At 59.3% G+C, this 19,009-nt stretch carries 14 protein-coding genes, 1 other RNA gene and 2 pseudogenes; 7 read left to right on the top strand and 10 right to left on the bottom strand.

The genetic code is table 11. The features are described 5' to 3' along the window. Positions 1-163 precede the first annotated feature (163 nt). Positions 164-1,372 carry a CaiB/BaiF CoA transferase family protein gene (locus AACH32_RS10230; RefSeq protein ID WP_338598807.1) on the top strand — a complete coding sequence of 403 codons (1,209 nt, stop codon included), beginning with the start codon at positions 164-166 and terminating at the stop codon, positions 1,370-1,372. A 368-nt stretch (positions 1,373-1,740) separates the two neighbouring features. Next, on the top strand, positions 1,741-4,296 hold the full coding sequence (locus AACH32_RS10225; protein WP_434062340.1) for a hypothetical protein: 2,556 nt from the start codon (positions 1,741-1,743) through the stop codon (positions 4,294-4,296). Positions 4,297-4,308: 12 nt separating this feature from the next. Here AACH32_RS10225 and AACH32_RS10220 read toward each other — a convergent pair whose 3' ends face one another. Beyond that, positions 4,309-4,764: a DMT family transporter gene (locus AACH32_RS10220; protein ID WP_338598804.1), complete on the bottom strand. Its 456-nt coding sequence runs from the start codon at positions 4,762-4,764 to the stop codon at positions 4,309-4,311. Between the two features lie 175 nt (positions 4,765-4,939). Continuing rightward, positions 4,940-5,297, bottom strand: a transfer-messenger RNA (tmRNA) gene (gene ssrA, locus AACH32_RS10215). A 196-nt stretch (positions 5,298-5,493) separates the two neighbouring features. Between ssrA and AACH32_RS10210 the strand changes: the two genes are divergently transcribed. Further along, entirely contained in the window at positions 5,494-5,796 is a 303-nt protein-coding gene (locus AACH32_RS10210; protein WP_338598802.1) for an integration host factor subunit alpha, read from the top strand. A gap of 7 nt (positions 5,797-5,803) precedes the next feature. Here the strand turns inward: AACH32_RS10210 and AACH32_RS10205 are convergent, their stop codons facing one another. After that, complete coding sequence (locus AACH32_RS10205; RefSeq protein WP_338598800.1) at positions 5,804-6,556, bottom strand: septal ring lytic transglycosylase RlpA family protein; 753 nt, start codon at positions 6,554-6,556, stop codon at positions 5,804-5,806. 174 nt (positions 6,557-6,730) lie between these two features. On the opposite strand from AACH32_RS10205, the gene AACH32_RS10200 reads away from it, so the two are divergent. Then, positions 6,731-7,825, top strand: a complete 1,095-nt coding sequence (locus tag AACH32_RS10200) for a mechanosensitive ion channel family protein (RefSeq protein ID WP_338598797.1) — start codon at positions 6,731-6,733, stop codon at positions 7,823-7,825. 147 nt (positions 7,826-7,972) lie between these two features. On the opposite strand, the gene AACH32_RS10195 is transcribed toward AACH32_RS10200, so the two are convergent. The 4 genes and pseudogenes from AACH32_RS10195 to AACH32_RS10180 form a co-directional block, all read right to left on the bottom strand. Beyond that, a complete protein-coding gene (locus AACH32_RS10195) occupies positions 7,973-8,371 on the bottom strand; it encodes a hypothetical protein (RefSeq protein ID WP_338598795.1) in 399 nt (132 codons plus the stop codon). A gap of 192 nt (positions 8,372-8,563) precedes the next feature. Then, complete coding sequence (locus AACH32_RS10190; protein WP_338598792.1) at positions 8,564-8,965, bottom strand: hypothetical protein; 402 nt, start codon at positions 8,963-8,965, stop codon at positions 8,564-8,566. A 108-nt stretch (positions 8,966-9,073) separates the two neighbouring features. Then, positions 9,074-10,084 (bottom strand): annotated as a pseudogene (locus tag AACH32_RS10185) (AIPR family protein); the annotation flags it as partial. Positions 10,085-10,270: 186 nt separating this feature from the next. Then, positions 10,271-11,358, bottom strand: a pseudogene (locus AACH32_RS10180) (IS3 family transposase); the annotation flags it as partial. A 106-nt stretch (positions 11,359-11,464) separates the two neighbouring features. Here AACH32_RS10180 and AACH32_RS10175 point away from each other — a divergent pair. The 3 genes from AACH32_RS10175 to istB all read left to right on the top strand — a co-directional run bounded on the left by AACH32_RS10175 (position 11,465) and on the right by istB (position 15,432). Then, positions 11,465-12,573, top strand: a protein-coding gene (locus AACH32_RS10175; protein WP_338598789.1) for an IS3 family transposase whose coding sequence is annotated in 2 segments (ribosomal slippage) — positions 11,465-11,717 and positions 11,717-12,573 — 1,110 coding nt in all. Because the reading frame shifts where the segments join, the coding sequence is not laid out codon by codon here. Between the two features lie 616 nt (positions 12,574-13,189). Next, positions 13,190-14,659: an IS21 family transposase gene (istA, locus tag AACH32_RS10170; protein ID WP_338598786.1), complete on the top strand. Its 1,470-nt coding sequence runs from the start codon at positions 13,190-13,192 to the stop codon at positions 14,657-14,659. Beyond that, complete coding sequence (gene istB, locus AACH32_RS10165) at positions 14,656-15,432, top strand: IS21-like element helper ATPase IstB (protein WP_338598784.1); 777 nt, start codon at positions 14,656-14,658, stop codon at positions 15,430-15,432. Before istA ends, istB begins: the two co-directional genes overlap by 4 nt. A gap of 97 nt (positions 15,433-15,529) precedes the next feature. On the opposite strand, the gene AACH32_RS10160 is transcribed toward istB, so the two are convergent. The 3 genes from AACH32_RS10160 to AACH32_RS10150 all read right to left on the bottom strand — a co-directional run bounded on the left by AACH32_RS10160 (position 15,530) and on the right by AACH32_RS10150 (position 18,991). Next, positions 15,530-15,778, bottom strand: a complete 249-nt coding sequence (locus AACH32_RS10160; RefSeq protein ID WP_338598776.1) for a hypothetical protein — start codon at positions 15,776-15,778, stop codon at positions 15,530-15,532. 170 nt (positions 15,779-15,948) lie between these two features. Then, positions 15,949-17,742, bottom strand: a complete 1,794-nt coding sequence (locus AACH32_RS10155) for an acyl-CoA dehydrogenase family protein (protein ID WP_338598773.1) — start codon at positions 17,740-17,742, stop codon at positions 15,949-15,951. A gap of 61 nt (positions 17,743-17,803) precedes the next feature. Further along, complete coding sequence (locus AACH32_RS10150; RefSeq protein WP_338598770.1) at positions 17,804-18,991, bottom strand: thiolase family protein; 1,188 nt, start codon at positions 18,989-18,991, stop codon at positions 17,804-17,806. Between the last annotated feature and the right edge of the window lie 18 nt (positions 18,992-19,009).

Here is a 19,009-nt window from a genome sequence, read left to right as displayed (position 1 = left end):
CCGCCGCCTGGATAAGCGAGGCCGCGCGGGGTATTATTCCCGCCAAGAAATTATGCAACGGTTGAAAGGAGTTCGGGCCGATGCCCCGGCCGGCGAGGCCGGACGGCTCGAGAGCTTGCGCCATCAACTTTGTCGCGGACAGCAATACGGGAGAACACATCAGATGAGTGGACCGCTGGAAGGCGTAAAGGTACTGGAACTGTCCATGTTCCAGCAGGGGCCGGTGGCCGGCATGCGCTTGGGAGACCTGGGCGCGGACATAATAAAGATAGAAGCCCCCTCGGGCGACCCGGCCCGCTACTTTATGCGCATAATCGGCGCCATGGCCGGTCTCAAGGGCGAAAACTATTATTTCGAGCACTGCAACCGCAACAAGCGGGCCATGGTGTTGGACATGAAAAAGCCCGAGGGCTTGGAAGTTTTTTTCAAGCTCATCGACCAGGTGGACGTTTTCGTCAACAACCTGAGCATCGACGCTCCCCGCCGCATGGGCATCGGGCCGGATGAGTTGCTGGCCCGCAACCCCCGCCTGATCTACGCCCAGGCCTCGGGCTGGGGCCGCCAGGGCCCGGACGCCGAGGCGCTGTCGTTCGACTACACCGGAATCGGCCGCTCCGGGCTGATGATGGCCGGCGGCGAGGCCGGTTCGCCTCCCACCTACATGTTGCCGGGCATCGGCGACGAGATGGGCGGCCTGGTTTGCGCCTGGGGAGTCTGCGCCGCCCTGTACGCCCGGGAGAAGACCGGCAAGGGCCAGGTGGTGGACACCTCGCTAATGGGCAGCGTCATCGCCAACCTGGGGCTGATCATGGCCGCTCCGGCCATCCTGGGCCAGGAGTTTCCCCGGGAGACCAGGGCCAAGGCCGGCAACCCCATGTACAACCACTACCGGTGCGCTGACGACAAGTGGCTGGCCATAGCCCATTTGCAGCCGGAGCGCTATTGGCCCAAGGTGTTGAAGGCCCTGGACCTGCTGGAGCTGGAGAAGGACCCCCTCTTTGACAGCGTGGAGACCCGCGGGCAAAACGCCGAGGCGCTGGTGGCCCTGTTCGATGAGAAGTTCGCCCAAAAGACCAGGGATGAGTGGCTGGCCATTCTGGCCGAGAACTCCTGCATAGCCACCCCCATCCAGGCTCCCCTGGAGGTGGTGCAAGACCCGCAGGTGCTGGCCAACGACTACGTCCTGGAGCGGGAAAACCCAGCGGTGGGCCCCGCCCGCACCAGCGGCTTCCCCTGGAGCTTCAGCGCCACCCCGGCCTCTTACCGCCGGCGCGCGCCCGAGCTGGGCGAGCACACCGACGAGGTGCTCACCGAGGCCGGCTACTCGGCCGAGCAGATAGCCAAGCTGCGCGAGGACAAGATAGTGGCCTGATTCGCCCAAAAACCTGGACCACGCAAACACGGCCCCCGCCTTGGCGCGGGCCGTGTCGCGTTTTGGGAGCGGCTAATAATAAATGAAATGGGCCGGCCATGGCGGCCCGTCCTTGGGAACTGTGAAATACGCCTTGATCAACATGGGATTGATGGGGCAAATATAAGGGGCTCCCATTGACCGGATATTTGGGCTGCCCACTGAGCTTTCCCTCGCCCTTAGCTGAAAAGGAACCCACGGACCAACCCATGGCCGCAACTCTCCAGCCAAAGCTTAGTCCGACCGCCGCCGCATCCGGCGCGGCAACGCCGGAACCAGGCGAAGCGAAGGGCTACATCCCCTGGCTCGTCTTGATTTACGCGCTGGCCGTGGGTATGCGGTTTTGGCGCTTTTTCAGCGCCGGGCTTAGCGGCGACAACGCCACCACCGGGCTCATGGGTTTGGCGGTTTTAAAGGGCGAGTTCCCATATTTCTTTTTCGGACAAAATTGGATGGGCGGCCTGGACGCCCTCTTGGCCGCGCCGCTGTACGCTCTGTTCGGCCCCAGCGCCCTGACGGTCAATGTCCTAAGCCCTCTGATCTCCCTGGCCATCATGGCCTGCCTGCAGCCCCTGCTGCGCAAGACGCTGGGGGTGTGGGGCATGTTGGCCGGCTTGGCCTATCTAGCGGTGCCGCCCACCACCTGGCTTTTCTGGAGTGGCGAGGCCCAGGCGCACTACCCTCTGGGTTTGCTGCTCTCCTGCCTGGTTTTTCTCATGACCCACCGCCTGGGGCAGGCCCCCCGCTATACCTGGGGGAGCCTGGTCCTGTGGGGCCTGTTCGCCGGTTGCGCCATCTGGACCAACTTTTCCAGCATGGTGGTCATCCTGCCCTGCGTGGCGTTTTTGCTGGCAACCGGCAAGGGCAAGCTGCGCCTGTGGAGCGTGCCCCTGGCCGCCCTGGCCGGGGTGGCGGGCGGCTTCCCCTTGATCTGGTTCAACATCACCCACGGCATGGTGCACGCCAACCAGGGCGGGGTGTTCGGCGCGCGCTACGTGTGGCCCAACGTCCGGGCCCTGGCCGACAACGCCCTGCCCATCGTGCTGGGGGTCAACACGCCCCAAGTTGGCGGCCCCCCGCATTACGGGGTGGCCTTCGCGCTGCTCTACGGCGGCTTGCTCCTGGCGATGGCCGCCGGGGCGTACCTGCTTTTCAGATACGGCCGCGGCCGTTGGTTCGCCGCTCTGCTGGCGGCCATATTGGCCCTCAACCTCGCCGTGGTGCTTGGCTCGGCCTACGGCAAGACCCTGTACTCGCCGGACCAGCGTTACATGTTGAGCCTGTACCTGGTCCTGCCTTTCCTGGTGGGGGCCGGGGCCCGATGGCTGGCCGGAAAGCGGGCCTGGCTGGCCGTGGCCTTCATGCTGGTCCTGGCCCTGGCGCACGTAAGCCAGTATGCCCACTTCCAGCGCTGGGGCAGCCGCCTGCTGGACATCCAGCAGGGATTTTATTTTTCGCGCGAAGCCAAGATGAAGCGCCAACTGGACCAAATCAGCGCCGCGGGATTCAGATACCTCTACAGCAACCAGGATTGCTATCGCCTGGACTTTTTGGGCAACGGTGATCCGGTGGTGTCCGACTATTGGCGCAATCGCTGGCTCACCAGCGCTTTGGAGGTGGACGCCTCCCTGGACCCCGGCCTGCTGAATCTGCCGCCCGGCAGCCTGCAACTGCTGGGCCTGCGGTACCGGCTATGGCAGGGCCGGGTAGCGCACGCCTTCAGCGAACCGAGGGGAGCCGAGTCCTTGTTGCCGCGCGAGGGATGGAGCGCCAGGACCCGGGGCAAGGAGCTGGGAGGGGCGCTCAACGACGCCGACCTGACCACAGGCTACAGCACTCCGGACAAGGCCAAGGAGGGCGACTCGCTTACCCTGGACCTGGGGAGCGAGCAAACGGTGGGCGGCCTGGCCCTGGTCCCGGCGGAATTCCGCGAGGTGCCGCGCGGCCTCAAGGTGGAGTTGGCCGGGGCGGACGGCAAGTTCGCCACGGTGCGTGAGGCTCGCGGCTATTGGGGGCCGCTCTACCTCTCCGGCCCCCATCCGGTTCTCAAGGCGCGGGACATCAGAGTGGAAAGCTATTTCCCTCCCCAAAAAGCCAGATACCTTCGCCTGACTCATCTGGGTAATAGCAACCACCCCTGGAGCGTGCAAGAGGTTCTGCTGTTCGGGCCCGGCAAGAGAGTGGGAGCCTCTTGGGAGGATAGCGCGCAACAAGTCTTCGAGACCGTGCAACGCTACGGGATAGGCGAGGTCTACGGCGACGCTTGGATAGCCGCCAAAATCCTGCGACGTTTCGGCGGGCGCATAAAGACCGTTAGCGGCAATGCGGCCATCAATAATTTCGGCACCACCGTTCCCCCCCTGAGCCAGCCAGTGGTTCTGCGGCCCGGGTCCGGCAAGGCCGTGATCGTGGAGCAGAGGACGGCCGGTATGGTGGGGCGCCAACTGGCCTCTCGAGGCATAGCCCATGAGCGGCGCCCGGCCGGACGCTTCGCGGTGTTCCTGCTAAAGGGTCAGGCCTTGGGCGCGCCCGTGCCGGGGCAGAGCAGGATGTCCGCCCAGGACAACTGCCTGCTGTGGCAAGCCAAGGAAGACCACGCCGCCAACCTGGGCTGGCTGGAGATACAAAACCCGCGCTTTGACCGCGCCCCCACCCCCGGCATCGAGATCAGGGCAAAAAACAGCACTGGAGCTTGGACTCCGGTGGAAGCGGTCAAGGCGGCTCCTGTGGCCTTTTCCGGCCAGGTGCTCTTGGGCTACACGGGCGAGAAAACCCTCTACCGCTTCGCCGCTCCGCTGCAAACCGACTCGCTCAGAGTGTGCCCCTCGCCAGGGCAGGCCTCCAATAACTTGGAAGGGTTGCAGGTGGGCCTCCGCCAGCCGTAGGCGCTCCCCGGCCTAGCGCCTGATCAGCACCACCCCGAGCACCAACAGCAAGGCCCCCGCCAGGCGGGGCAAATCGGCTGGTTGCCGCTCCAGGCCGAAAAGCCCGAAATGGTCAAAGGCCAGGGAGGCGATCATCTGGCCGGCGACGAACAGGGCCAGCAGGGTGGCGGCCCCCAGGCGGGGCAGGAGCAGGATGGTGATTACCACGTACACCGCGCCGAACAGGCCGCCGGTCCAGTGCAGCCAGGAGCTTTTGGCCAGGGAATCTGAAGCGGGCAGGGGCTCGCGCAGGACCAGAATCACCACCAGCATGACCAGGGTGCCCCCCAGATAGCTCACAAAAGAGGCCCAGCAGGCGGAGTCCAGGGCCCGGCGGAGTTGGCTGTTCACCGTGGCCTGCATGACAAAGGAGGCCCCCGCCAGGGCCGCCAGGGACCCCAGGCCCATTAGTTGCCACAGCGCCGCCATACCTATCCTCCCGCTATTGTTTGCCTAGAGCTTAGCATCCTGGGAGAGTTGGGCGAAAGTGGCCCGCCCAAGTGCGATCGCAACGCTCCAAGGGAGAGGAGGGGGCATCGGAACGGATCCGACTGGCAAAGAAAAAGGCCGGCTTGTTCGCCGGCCTTGATCTTATAAAGATTTTTGGTGGAGGCGGGGGGAATCGAACCCCCGTCCGAAAGCTTTCAGCCCAAGCCACTACATGCTTAGTCCGTGATTCTTTCTCACCCCCGGATAGTCCCACGGACAGGGCTTCCAGGTGGCCAGTCTAGCCTATGGTTTCGGTAGCGGGCCGGCCGGACGATGCCCATTCCCTATCCCGCTAATCGTCGCCCCCGTCAGCCCCGCGGGAACGGGCTGGGGGGACGGTAGCCTTTTTACGCGGCTACGGCGTATGCGTAATCATCTGCGATTACTTTAGTTTCCCACCGGATTACGGGCCGACAGGACCCCGGCATGCAACTTAAAGCCTCAACTGCCTCCGTCGAAACCATGTCGCCCCCACAAGACAATCTTGCAGGTGTATTAAATATAGACACTGCGGTGCCACATTACAAGAGCAGCCCCGCCACAGAGGCTATCCACGCTAAAGGTATTGACAAAAGGACGAATATTGGAGATAGTGCCTAACGCGTTCTGACGAACCGGTCGGCCGCAACAGTGGTAAATGAATTACAGGTCCGTAAAAGGAGAGTGGCGTTGGCGCTGACCAAGGAAAACATAATCAACGAAGTATATGAAACCTCCCAGCTGCCCAAAAATCGTTCACGCGAAGTGGTGGAGACGGCCCTGGAGTTGATGAAGGGCACCCTCGCCACCGGCGACGATCTGCTTATAAGCGGCTTCGGCAAGTTCATGGTCAAGGACAAAAAGGCGCGCCGAGGCCGTAACCCCCAGACCCGCGCGGATCTGCAACTCCGGGCCCGCCGTGTGGTGGTGTTCAAGACCTCGGGGGTACTCCGCCGCCGGATCAACGAAGCCGCCGGGCTGGAGTCAGACTAGCTTTTTCCTACCAGGCGACTACAAAGGCCTGTTTGTGGTTTTCCTGCCGCAAACGGGCCTTTAGCTTTTCCGCCTGTTCCAAATTGTCCAGCTTGCCCACCCGCACTCGGTTGAAAATCATGTCGCCCCGGTCGTACTTGACCACCGTGACGTCCTCATATTGGGTGCGCAGGGTGGCCGCCAGGCGATAAGCGTTGCTTTCGCTTGTAAAAGCGCCGACTTGCACCGTAAAAGGACCCAGTTTGACCACGGCGCTTGGCGCGTTGGCGGGCGGGGGCGTGGTGCTGGAGGGCGGGCTGGCCAGGGCCCTGATGAACACCGGCGCGGTGCCGGGGCCGATGACGTTCAACTCGCGGGCCGCGGCCTTGGAAAGGTCAATGATGCGGCCGTCCACAAAGGGGCCCCGGTCGTTGATCCTGACCACCGCCTTTTTGCCGTTGTCCTGGTTTACCACCTCCACCCAGGTGTTCATGGGCAACAGCTTGTGGGCGGCGGTCATTTTTTCCATGTCATAGACTTCGCCGCTGGAGGTGAGCCTGCCCTGAAACTTGGGGCCGTACCAGGAGGCCAAGCCACGCTGCTCAAAGCCATGGGCCTGGGTAAAGGGCTGATAGGTGCGGCCCCAAACGGTGTAGGGCTTGCCCTTGGGCAAATCGCGGCCCGCCGGGGGAGGGGGCACCACCGTGGGACCGCAGGCGCCGACCAGCAGCATTATGGCGCCCAGAACGAGCAAAAACGCAGAGTCGAGATAAACGCGCACGGGCAGCGGAATCCTCCCGGGGAAAAGGGTTCCTTGTTTATAGCTGGTTATGCCCCCATACTCAAGGGGCGCGGTTGACAGGGGGCGCCGGCCCCTCCTAAACTTTAGAAATCGTCAGCATGCCCTGATGATGCCGGCTTTTGGCCTTAGAAAGGAATCAGGATGTTACAGCCCGTGGTTCAATCCTGGCATTGGCTTCTGGCGCATCCCTATATCCTGGCCATCATCCTGTTGGCGGTCACCTTGATCGTCGCCTTTGTGGTGGACTACCTGTTTGGCCGCGTTTTAAAGGGCATAGTCCACCGCAGCAAAACCATCATCGACGATCACATCCTGGATCATTTGCATGGTCCCATGCGCAGCTCCGTGCTGTTATTGTCCATGTTGGTGGCCTTGGATATTTACCTGGAGGAGCAGACCTGGCGGGGCACCCTGATTGATTTTATCTATTCGATCATAGTCATCGTGTGGACTATCTATCTGGCGCGCATGAGCCGTGCCATCTTCCGGGCCCTGCGGGAGCGCCACCGCGCGGAGCATTCCTCTCGCCAACTGCTTCCCCTTATCGACAACCTGATCCTGCTCTTGCTGCTGGCCCACGGCGGCTACTGGATCTTTCATATCTGGGACATCAACGTCACGCCCCTGCTGGCTTCGGCGGGCATCGCCACCGCCGCCTTGGCCCTGGCCTCCAAGGATACCCTGGCCAACCTCTTCGGCGGGGTCAGCGTGCTCATGGATCACCCCTTCAGCCTGGGCGACTACATCACCTTGGGCGACGGCCAGCGCGGCGAGGTGGTGGACATCGGCATCCGCTCCACCCGCATCCTCACCCGCGACGACGTGCTCATCACCGTGCCCAACTCCATCATGAGCACCACCACCATCATCAACGAAAGCGGCCGGGTGCCCCGCTACCGGATGCGGGTCTCGGTGGGGGTAGGGTATGGCTCCGACCCGGACCAGGTGGAGGCGACGCTCTTAAAGGCCTGCGAAGAACTCAGCGAGATTCTGCCCAGCCCCAAGCCCAGGGTGCGCTTCCGCGAGTTCGGCGACTCGGCCCTGAACTATCAGCTTCTGGCCTGGATTCACGACCCCGGCGACCGGGGGCGGCTGATCCACGAGCTCAACACCAAGATCCTCAAGCTCTTCCGCCAGGAGGGCATAGAGATTCCCTTCCCGCAAAGGGTCGTCAGCTATCATCCCCAAGGCGGGCAGTTGCAGGCCAAGGTGGAAGTGGCGGGCGAGGAAAAGGGGAAATCCGCCTAAGCTCTGCGGCGTTGAGATTATTCGTTGCCAACCGCAATCGGGACGGCGGAGCCACCTGCTGGCCGATGGTTTAGGGAATCAGCAAAAAAATGAGGCCCGCCGGTGGTAAAACCCGGCGGGCCTCGTGATTTGTTTTGCGCTGACCTGCTAGCGGAACTGTTTTACCGTCACGTTGTTGTTCTTGTCCGCAATCACGTTCATGGTGGTCGTGGCCGAGGGCGCCGAGGCTTGCCAGACCCGTCGGAAATCCCCCGCGGAACCGGAGCAGTTGGCGTCGTTGAACTTCTGGGCCTCCACGTACTCTATGCCGTCTACAAGCCCCTCATAGATGCTGGTCGCCTGCGGTTTTACCATGCGGGTCTTGGGCGGGCCGTCGGGTATCCACTTGCTCTCCGACTTGGCCCAAAGCAGGCTCTGCCACTTGAACACGTAGCAGTTGCTCTTGGTTTCGTTCTTAAAGCCGATGCGGCCGGCATGCGCGGTCAGGGGGACCAGCGCGGCGGCCAGGAAGGCCAGCAGCGTTATCAGAGCTAGTTGTCGAGACATGCCGTTTTTCCCCTCAGCGTTAGGTCGCAGAAGAATACCGTCGCGCGGGGCGATGGTGCGAGGTGAGGGGGCAGACTCATCTCAGCTATGGAATCATATAATGCTTGCCGGTGATACTTGTGTCAAGCAACAGGGCTCGGGCGGGCACGCCTTGAACAAATAGGGGCGCCGGAAAGTTCCTGACCCTGGTTGCTAGCGGATTTGTTTCACCTCGACGTGACCGCTCTCTTCCACGATCACGTTAAAAGTGCCCTGTTTCGTGGGGTGGTAGGTGTGCCAGATGCGGATAAAGCCGGTTCCGGAAGGGACCCAGCATTTGTCATCTTTATTCTCCGCGTAATTTATATAGCTGATCGCATCGACGAAGCCTTCATAGATGCGGGTCTTGCCCGGCGGTACATCGTAGAGCTTGGGGTCGCCGACCGGCTCCCATTTCTCCAGGTCAGGGTTCCACTTCAAGGTTTGAAACTGGAAGGTGTAGCAGTGCTTGGGGTGGTTGTTCTTGAAGCCGATGCGGCCGGCCTGGGCGGCCAAGGGCATCAGGCTGCTCAGGAGCAGGGCCAGGCAAAAGGTCAGGATTATTTTGCGGACCATGGGATCTCCACTGGTTAAGGCCGTGCCGAAGTAGGGTGTATTCCGATGATGCCAGCAACGACCGCTGGCCTGACAGGACATATTTGCTGATAAGTGATAACGAGTAGATCAGCGTAGTTTTGGCAAGGCTTCATCAAGCCAAGCCTTTGCGCTGGCATCTTTTTTGTAGCCACGTTCAATTCGTTTAATAACTTTATCGTAAAATTCTTTTGACCTAATTAAAGTGGGAAGTTCATCATCTGCCAATTCGCTTTGGTCTAGAACAGCATCGACGTAACGATTCATAGCATAGTCCGCATACTTCTTAAACCTCTGTCGCGCACCCCTACTGACTATGGTCTCCTCGGTAAGCTTTTTCATATAAGTGGCACCGTTACGAAGAGTCAATATTTTAGACAATGTTGCCAATGTAAAAAGCGTGCCTCCTTTCTTTAATATACGAACTTCATCCTGATCCTTTTTCTTTAAGGTTTCTCTTACAATTTCGTCGCATATTAAACCACATATCCACTGCATTAAAATTTCTTGAGCTGTTACATCTGGAGGGAAAATATCATCGTGGTGCTTGGAAAAAATGAAAGCCTTATGCTTGTATGCCAGCACAGGTTGGCCTCTAAACGCCGCAGCATATTGCCCAAGCTGTTCTATTTTAATCTGTCGAATTTTATTTTTATCCTTAAATTTTTTTAAATCTCCCCTTGGTTTGTCTCCTCTCCTAGTAACATACAGGTAAGGTTTGTCAAGATTGGCAAATTCTGTCTTTAGCCTTCTCTGGGTAATATGTTGAGATGCTATATCCCAAGGTCTGATAGGATTTTGGGAGTTGTTAAAAGTAATGATTTCATTTACTATGCTTGGGGATGCAGCTATAAAACGTGTTAACACATGTACGTCCCCGTTGCTTTGTAAGCTCCTTGCAATCGAAACAGTAGTCTGACAGCCATTAACAATACTAAAATTTTTCAGATTTATGTGTGATCCGTCTGATTCGAAGGAATCACAAATGACTGTAATACCATTATTGTATGCCCAAAAGTAGCCATGTTGTGATTCATCTGAGAGTGTGTCAAAAATACCCGCATTAACCGAACCTTTTCTGGCACCCAGAAACAAGCGAACATTTCTATCAAATAATCTGTCTTCATATTTCTCATATAACCTTGTAACCCTCCCTTAAAATAGGGCCAGTTTGAGGTAGAGACTTCTGGCAGATGAGGTGCTACCCGTTTCGGGTCCAGGTGAGATGAGAGATTCCCAGGTTTGCTTCTTTGGAGATGGAGCCCTGGGGGAGGCCACGCAGGGGGCAGGTCCCACCTGCTTGGCATAGGCCTCCGGGGTCATGTTACCCAGGGAGCTGTGTGGCCGATGTTGGTTGTAATCCAGCCGCCAGGTGTCCAGCTTGTCCTGGGCGTCCACCACCGACACAAACCAGTTTTCGTTTAAGCACTCCTCCCGAAGACGTCCGTTGAATGACTCGATAAATGGGTTGTCCGTGGGCTTGCCTGGGCGGCTGAAATCAAGCTCCACCTTGTTCCAGTACGCCCACTGATCAAGGACTTTAGAGGTGAATTCGCTCCCGTTGTCCACTTTGATGGATTTGGGGGCTCCACGTTCAGCGACCAGCTGGTTGAGCACTGCCACTACATCATCGCCCCGTAGGCTCTGACCAGCCTTCAAAGCAAGGCTCTCACGACTAAAGTTGTCCACTATCGTCAGCACCCGGAGCTGATGCCCAGAATAAAGCTGATCGGACACAAAGTCCATAGACCAGCTCTCGTTGCTCCTCTTGGGCTTTGGCTGGCTGACCACCCGGCGGGTCGCGCTCACCCGGCGCCGGGGGCGCTTGCGGCGCATGGTCAGCCCCTCCTCGGTATAAAGGCGATAAACCCGCTTGGCGTTGACCAGCCAGCCCTCCCGCCTCAGGAGCACATGCAGGCGCCGGTAGCCATAGCTGACCCGGACCGCGGCCAGGTCCCTCAGCCGCATGCGCAATTCGTCCTGCCTGTCCGCAATACTCTGGTAGCGATGGCTGGAGCGGGCAAACTTGAGCACCTGGCAGGCCCGCCGCTCACTGACCTTGAATACCTTCTCCAAATAGCCGGCCAGAGCACGCTTGCGGACAGGCTTCATAGTTTTCTTTTTATGACGTCCTGCAGCATGGCCTTGTCCAGGCTCAAGTCAGCCACCAGCTGCTTGAGCTTACGGTTTTCTTCCTCAAGCTGCTTCAGGCGCCTGATCTCCGCCACGCCCATGCCCGCGAATTTTTTCTTCCAGCGGTAAAAGGTGGCCTCGCTCACCCCCATCTTGCGCACGATCTCCGCCACCGGGGTGCCGCTGTCAGCCTGCTGCAGGGCAAAAACGATCTGGGGCTCGGTGTACCTCCTGCGCTTCATCCAGTCCTCCTGGTCAAATGAGAATTATGACGATTTTCTCATCCGATATGGACCAGAATTCGGGAAGCAGGTCACAGACTGAGGTCTGCAAGGAGGACTCTTCACGATGCGCAGGACCAGATTCAGCGAAACTCAGATCGTCAAAATTCTGAAAGAGGTGGAAGGGGGCAGGACCGCCAAGGAGGTCTGCCGGGAATACGGTGTCAGCAGCGCCACCTACTACAAATGGAAGTCCAAGTACGGGGGCATGGAGGCCTCGGACATCGTCCGGCTCAAGGAGCTTGAAGAAGAAAACAGGCGTCTAAAGCAGATGTACGCCGACTTGAGCCTTGAGAATCGGGCTCTGAAGGACGTCATCGAAAGAAAAATATAAGGCCAGCGGGTCGGCGCGATCTGGCTAAGTTCATGTGCAAAGAGCACGGTCTGAGCATTCGCCGGGCCTGCCGCGCCCTGAGGCTGAGCCGGTCGGTTTATGCCTACCGACCCAAGCCCCGCGACGATGGTCCGATCATCGAGGCGCTGACTTCGCTGGCAGACAAATATCCCAGATACGGCTTTGCCAAACTGTTTCAAGTAATTCGGCGGGATGGACATGGCTGGAATCACAAGCGGGTGTACCGAGTGTACTGCGCCCTGAAGCTAAACCTTCGCAGGAAGGGTAAGAAGCGCCTGCCTACTCGTGATCCCCAGCCGCTTGCAGTGCCGGATCTGGCCAATATCTGCTGGTCGGTGGACTTCATGAGCGATGCCCTGTATGGCGGCCAGCGATTCAGGACCTTTAATGTGGTGGATGATTTCAATCGAGAGGCCCTGGCCATAGAGGTGGACGTCAATCTCCCCGCCCAAAGGATAATCCGAGTGCTGGAGCGTATCGCTGCCTGGCGGGGCTACCCGTCCAGGCTGAGGCTGGACAACGGCCCGGAGCTGGTCAGTGTAGCTATGGCCCAATGGGCCGAGGAGCATAGTATCGATTTGGGTTTCACTCAGCCCGGCAAGCCCACCCAGAATTCATACATTGAACGCTTCAACCGGACCTATCGGGAAGAGGTGCTGGACCTTTACATATTTTCCCGTCTAAGCGAGGTGCGGGAAATCACGGATCGCTGGCTCAAGGAGTACAACGAGGAACGCCCTCATGAGTCCCTCGGCAACCTGACACCAGCCGAATACCTCGCTATAAATTCACCTGAAGTTTCTACTGTTGACTGGCACTAATCGGGGGAGGTTTACAACCTTACTAGTTCACTCGCCGGAATATTTGCAATAGCGGCGTCTCCAAAATCCCCAGAAAATTCCAGGAAGTCATCATCAATAGCCACCTTTTCTTCGGAAATTCTCCTGAATTTATCTTGGGTTTCCTCCCATTCTGATTCTATGATACCAATATGTTAGTGTCTGATAACTCTCCGGTTTTCGATATTTTCTCTGTTTTGATTATATACAGCGATATGTTTATCAACGTTTGGTGACTTTTCTCCCGTGTAAACATACCAGAGGTTTATACCGTACCCGTCCCTGACAGCGTCTAAAAACTCTTCAGCCGCTTCCGCTAAATCAGATTTGCCATCCCTTCTCAATGCTTCGGGATTATTTAACCAATTAATGCTACTCTCTAGTTTAGTGACGTCAGTTTCTTTGGCACGATACTTTTGTAAATGGCGGTCCAAAAGCGAGACGATTTTAGTGGCGGTTGAAAACCGTGACACATTGATTCAGTTTTCTTCAGGTGTTTTGGTGCGATGGAGGCCATGGTGGCTTCCAGGCCAGGACTCTCTGGAGGAGCGGAAGGGGTGTACACGGACATGGATCAATGGGCCCGGATCAGACTTGAGTGCGCGATGGCCAGGCGAGCAAGCGCGAGTTAATGCGTAGAGAGGGCATCCATTGGGATACCCTGCAAAAGATTCAGAATTTTCCCGAGCCTCCCGGATACCGGCTCAGCACCCCCCGAGCCAAGCCCAAGCTTGGCCCCTACCTTGAGTTGATCGCCCGGATCATAAAAGAGGACAAAAAGGTTCCCAAGAAGCAAAGGCACACGGCCACGCGCATATATCACCGCATCAAGGAGGCGGGTTATCAGGGCAAGTACACCCAGGTAAAGGAGGCGGTGCGCGCAATCAAGCGCGTGAGCCAGGAGGTGTACATGCCCCTGGTCCATCGTCCCGGCGAGGCGCAGGTGGACTTTGGCTATGCCCTGGCCAAGGTTTCCGGGGAGCTTCGCAAGATAGCGCTTTTTATCATGGCCTTGCCGTACTCCGATGCCTTTTTCGTGGCGGCCTTCGACAAGGAGTGCAGCGAGAGCTACTGGGAAGGGCATGCCAGGGCGTTCGAGTTTTTCGGTGGGGTGCCCCACCGGATCAGTTACGACAATAGCAAGGTCCTGGTTTCCAAGATCATAGGGCCTCATGAGCGCAAGCTGACCGATGGTTTTCTCAAGCTGCAGAGCCATTACCTTTTTCGGGAGCATTTTTGTCGGGTGCGGCGTCCAAACGAGAAGGGCGTGGTGGAAGGGGTGGTCAAGTACGCCCGGCAGAATTTTTTGGTGCCAGTGCCCCAGGTGAAGGACCTGGCCGAGCTCAATGCCATGCTTTTAAGGCAGTGCCGCGACGACATGAAGCGCCGTTTGCGTGGCAAGGGCGGTAGCAAGGCCGAGGTTTTGCAGGAAGACCAGACAGCCTTTGTCCCCCTGCCTCCCTCCCGCTTCGATGCCTGCCGCAAACAGCCTACCCGGGCCAATTCATTGTCCCTGGTCCGCTTCGACGACAATGACTACTCGGTGCCGGTGGCTTGTGCCCACCATGAAATTGTGGCCAAGGGCTATGTGGATCGGGTGGTGCTCTGCCACCATGACGTGGTGGTGGCCCGCCACTCCCGATCCTGGGGCAAGGAAGGGGTGTTTTTCGACTACCGGCATTATCTGCCCTTGCTGGAGCGCAAGCCTGGCTCCCTGGACCACGCCCGCCCCCTGGCTGACCTAGATCTGTCTGAGTGCTTTGAGGTCTTGAGGCGGCGGCTGGTGGCCGGGGAAGACATGCCTGGCCAGGGCACCCGTAAATACATAAAGGTCCTACGTTTGCTGGAGGACCACTCCATGGCCAGACTGAAGCGGGCGGTGGAGCAGGCATTGTACGCGGGAGCCTATGCCCCGGAGGCCATTGTCCACCTGCTGGAGCCGCCATCATCAGGGCCCGCGGCCACCTTCCTGCTGGACGGTCGTGAGCACCTGGGCCGAGTGAGCGTGGCCGGGCCCGATATCACAGTCTATGACTCCCTCCTCGCGCAGGGAGGGGCGCTGTCATGAAGGACCAGGACAAACCCACCGTGCTCTTGGAGTACCACCTCAAAAAGCTGAAGCTGCCCACCATTCTCCGGGAATACGCGGCCATGGCCAAGGTCTGCAGCCAAGACCGCTCCGATTACATGACCTACCTGCTGCGCCTGACCGAGCGGGAGCTTCTGGACCGCGAGAAGCGGGCAGCCGAAAGGCGCATCAAGCAAGCCGCCTTTCCGGTGATCAAGACCATGGACACCTTTGATTTCAAGGCACAGCCCTCCATCAATCAGCAGCTGGTCAGGGAGCTGATGAGGGGCGAGTACATCGCCAAAAAGGAAAACGTGCTCCTGATCGGAAACTCCGGCACCGGCAAGACCCACCTGGCCAGCGCCATGGCCTTTGCGGCCTGCGCCCAGGGAAGCAAGGTGAAATTCTACAGCGCCACCGCCCTGGTCACAGAGCTCATGGAATGCCGCGAGGAAAGACGTCTGCAACGCCTGCAGAAACAGCTCCAGCGCCTACACCTGCTGGTCATCGATGAACTGGGCTATGTGCCCTTCTCCAAGATAGGCGCTCAAATGCTATTCGAGGTGGTGGGTAGGGCATATGAACAACAAAGCCTCATGATCACCACCAATCTCCCTTTCCAGCAATGGACGGAGGTCTTCGGCTCCGAAAGACTCACCGGTGCACTGCTGGACAGACTGACCCATAGGTGCCACATCATCGAGGCCAATGGAGAAAGCTACCGGCTCCGCCAAGCCAAAAGACGATCCCAGGCAAAGCCCAAAACCAACTAAGGCAAGATCATGATTGACAGCATGAACAACAGGACTATATCTCTAAAACAAGTGTCACGGTTTTAGACCGCCAACTGTCCCGCACTTACTCCGCCATTCACAACTTTTGGCTTTCGCTATATTTTCCCTGAGCGATATGGACTATACCTTGCTCCTGGTCCACAAAGAACAAGTCAACACCTTTGTCATTAGACCCTTCAACAGAGGTTGCTTCTCTGGCTTCTGTTTCGGACAGACCAAGGAATGTTACGCCAAACCAGAACAAAAAAGCGACGCTTTTGCTGAGCTTTTCACGTTTAGCGATCCTATCTATTTCGGCAATTATATGTTTGCTAAATTGAGACATAAGGCATCCTTCCGCATATCTTCCTGTGATGGCTAAGTTTATAGTATACTAACAAATTCAATAGGAAAGTAAAAATTTGAGGCCCGCCGGGCAAGGGAGGGGAACCCGGCGGGCCTCTTTGGCAGGATTCAGGATGCTTCCCAAGCCCGGCATCCGGTCGGGCGTTTTATCTAGTAGCTGATGGGGTAGCCGTTCTTGTCCAGCACCTTGGCCGCCACGGCCCGCTTGATGGCGATGGCGTTGGCCGGGTTGTACTTGAGCAGCTTGCGGGCGCCTACCATCATGGTGCGCAGGTCGTCGCCCTCGGCCATGGCCGCCAGGCACTCGTTGGCCCAGGCCATCATCCTGGGCATCACCTCGTCCATGTACACCTGGGTCATGTCCATGTAGACCTTGGCCTTGTCCTCGCCCAGGGAGGCGATGGCCTTCTTGGCCCGGATCACGCAGCTCTCCATGGCAAAGGCCTCGATGATCATGTCCGCGATCTTGAGCAAGAGCTCCTGCTGGTGGATGAGCTTTTGCATGAAGGTCTGGGCGGCCAGGCCGGCCACGTAGATCACCGACTTCTTGGCCATCTCGGCCACGTGGGCCTCGTAGGCCAGGGGCTCATCGGGCAGCTCCACCATCATGGGGGAGTACTCCATGATCTCGCCCAAGAGCTTCTGGCCGGCGGCCATGAGCGGCAGCTTGCCCTTCATGGCCCGCTTGAGGAGCTCGCCGGGGATGGTCATGCGGTTGATCTCGTTGGTGCCCTCGAAGATGCGGTTGATGCGGGCGTCGCGGTAGTAGCGCTCGGCCGGGTACTCGCTCACGTAGCCGTACCCGCCGTGAATCTGCACGCATTCGTCCACCACGTAGTCCAGCACCTCGGAGCCCAGGACCTTGTCGATGGAGCATTCCACCGCGTACTCGCGGATGGCCGCGCTGGCCTTGCCGCCGTACTCGGGATCGTTGGGGTCCACGCCGTGCAGGGAGGCGTCGATGAGGCCCACCGAGCGGTAGATGCTGGTCTCGGCCGCATATATCTTGGAAGCCATGCGGGCCAGCTTCTCCTGGATGGCCCCGAACTCGGCGATGGACTTGCCGAACTGCACCCGCTCCTTGGCGAACTTGGTGGCGGTCTCCAAGGCGCCCTTGGCTCCGCCGGCCGCGGCGCAGCCCAGCTTGTAGCGGCCGATGTTCAAGACGTTCAGGGCGATGGTGGCGCCCTTGCCCCGCTCATAGAGCAGGTTCTCCACCGGTACCTGGGCGTCTTCCAGGATCACCGTGGTGGTGCTGCTGCCCTTGATGCCCAGCTTGTGCTCCTCGGCTCCGGAGCTGACGCCGGGCATGCCGCGCTCCACGATGAAGGCGCTGAAGTCGGTGTTGTCGATCTTGGCGAAGACGATGAAGGTCTCGGCCCAACCACCGTTGGTGATGAACATCTTTTCGCCGTTGATGATGTAGTGCTTGCCGTCCTCGCTGAGCACCGCCTTGGTGCGGCAGCCGCCCACCGCGTCGGAGCCGGCGCCCGCCTCGGTGAGGCAGTAGGCCGCGATCTTGGTGCCCGCGGCCAGGTCGGGCAGGTACTTTTCCTTCTGCTCCTTGGTGCCGTAGTAGACGATGGGCAGGGTGCCGATGCCGGTGTGCGCCCCCTGGGCCACGGCAAAGGAACCGGACTTGCCGATCTCTTCGGTCACGCAGGCGGTGGAGATCTTGTCCAGGCCCAAACCTCCGAAATCTTCGGGTACGTCGGAGCCCAGCAGGCCCAGCTCGCCGGCCTGGGCCATGAGCTTTTTCATCAGCTCGTGGTCTTTTTCCTCGATCTGATCGCTCACCGGGTCGATTTCGCCGGTCACGAAATCGGCCGTGGTGGTGAGGATCATCTTGTGCTCGTCGGAAAACTCCTCGGGCACGAAGGCGGTTTCGGGATCGGTGGGGCCAAGCAGAAAACCGCCGCCCTGGGGAATCTCTTTATCAGCCATGATTCGGGCTCCCTTTGTCTGAAGCTAACAAAATCTTGTCGAGCCGCGCCGGGTAGGGCGGCTAGTAGTTCTCTTTTTCGAAGATGCCGGCCGCGCCCATGCCGAAGCCGATGCACATGGACACCAGGCCCCAACGCGCGTCGTCGCGGCGGCCCATCTCATAGGCCAACTGGGTGGTCAGCTTGGCGCCGGTGCAGCCCAAGGGGTGGCCCAGGGCAATGGCCCCGCCGTTGACGTTGGTTATCTCCAAGGGCAGGTCCAACTCGCGCAGGCAATAGGCCGCCTGGGAGCCGAAGGCCTCGTTGAGCTCGATGAGGCCCAGGTCTTTCACCGTGATGCCCGCCAGGGCCAGGGCCTTGGGTATGGCCTTCACCGGGCCCACGCCCATATAGCGCGGGTCCACCCCGGCCACCGCGTAGGAGCGGTAGGTGAGCATGGGGGTGAGCCCCAGGGCGGCGGCCTTTTCCTTGGACATGCACATCACCACCGCGGCGCCGTCGCTCATCTGCGACGAGTTGCCCGCGGTCACCGTGCCGGTTTTGACAAAGGCGGGCCGCAGCTTGGCCAGGCCTTCCAGGGTGGTGCCGGGGCGGGGCCCCTCGTCCACCTCGAAGACCTCTTCATACAGCTCGTAACGGCCCTTCTTGTTCTTGCGCTGCTTGGTCACCATCAGGGGCACGATCTCGTCCTTGAAGCGGCCTTCGGCGATGGCCTTGAGAGCCAACTCGTTGGAGCGCACGCCCAGCTTGTCCTGTTCCTCGCGGGAGATGCCGAAGTCGGTGGCCACGTTCTCGGCGGTCATGCCCATGCCCTCGTAGGCCCAGGGCTTTTCCATGCCCATCTCGAGGTCGACCATCATCATGTTGCCGCCCATGGGAATCAGGCTCATGGATTCCACGCCACCGGCGATCATGACTTCGGCCTGGCCGCACATGATGCGCTCGCAGGCTATGGATATGGCGTTGAGGCCCGAGGAGCAGAAACGGTTCACGGTCATGCCGGGAACCTCGTCGGGCAGCCCGGCCTTTTGGGCCGCCACGCGGCCGATGTTCAGGCCCTGCTCGGCCTCGGGGAACGTGCAGCCCATCACCACGTCGTCTATTTCAACGGGGTCGAGGCCGGGAGTGCGTTTGACTAATTCGCTTATCACGGTGCTGGCCATGTACTCGGGACGAGTCTGGCGCAGGGTGCCCCGGGGGGCGCGCCCCACCGCGGTTCGGCAGGCCGCGACGATCACGGCTTCCTTCATGAGATACCTCCCACCTTA

Origin of the sequence: Desulfoferula mesophila (genome assembly GCF_037076455.1) — a bacterium.
In the GTDB taxonomy this organism is placed as follows: Bacteria; Desulfobacterota; Desulfarculia; order Desulfarculales; family Desulfarculaceae; genus Desulfoferula; species Desulfoferula mesophila.
This window is presented reverse-complemented; position numbering and strand designations above follow the sequence as displayed.

Coding starts and splice junctions, on each gene's coding strand:
- AACH32_RS10150 (WP_338598770.1), bottom strand. CDS start 18,991: ATGAAGGAAGCCGTGATCGTCGCGGCCTGCCGAACCGCGGTGGGGCGC.
- AACH32_RS10155 (WP_338598773.1), bottom strand. CDS start 17,742: ATGGCTGATAAAGAGATTCCCCAGGGCGGCGGTTTTCTGCTTGGCCCC.
- AACH32_RS10190 (WP_338598792.1), bottom strand. CDS start 8,965: ATGGTCCGCAAAATAATCCTGACCTTTTGCCTGGCCCTGCTCCTGAGC.
- AACH32_RS10230 (WP_338598807.1), top strand. CDS start 164: ATGAGTGGACCGCTGGAAGGCGTAAAGGTACTGGAACTGTCCATGTTC.
- istB (WP_338598784.1), top strand. CDS start 14,656: ATGAAGGACCAGGACAAACCCACCGTGCTCTTGGAGTACCACCTCAAA.
- AACH32_RS10220 (WP_338598804.1), bottom strand. CDS start 4,764: ATGGCGGCGCTGTGGCAACTAATGGGCCTGGGGTCCCTGGCGGCCCTG.
- AACH32_RS10160 (WP_338598776.1), bottom strand. CDS start 15,778: ATGTCTCAATTTAGCAAACATATAATTGCCGAAATAGATAGGATCGCT.
- AACH32_RS10195 (WP_338598795.1), bottom strand. CDS start 8,371: ATGTCTCGACAACTAGCTCTGATAACGCTGCTGGCCTTCCTGGCCGCC.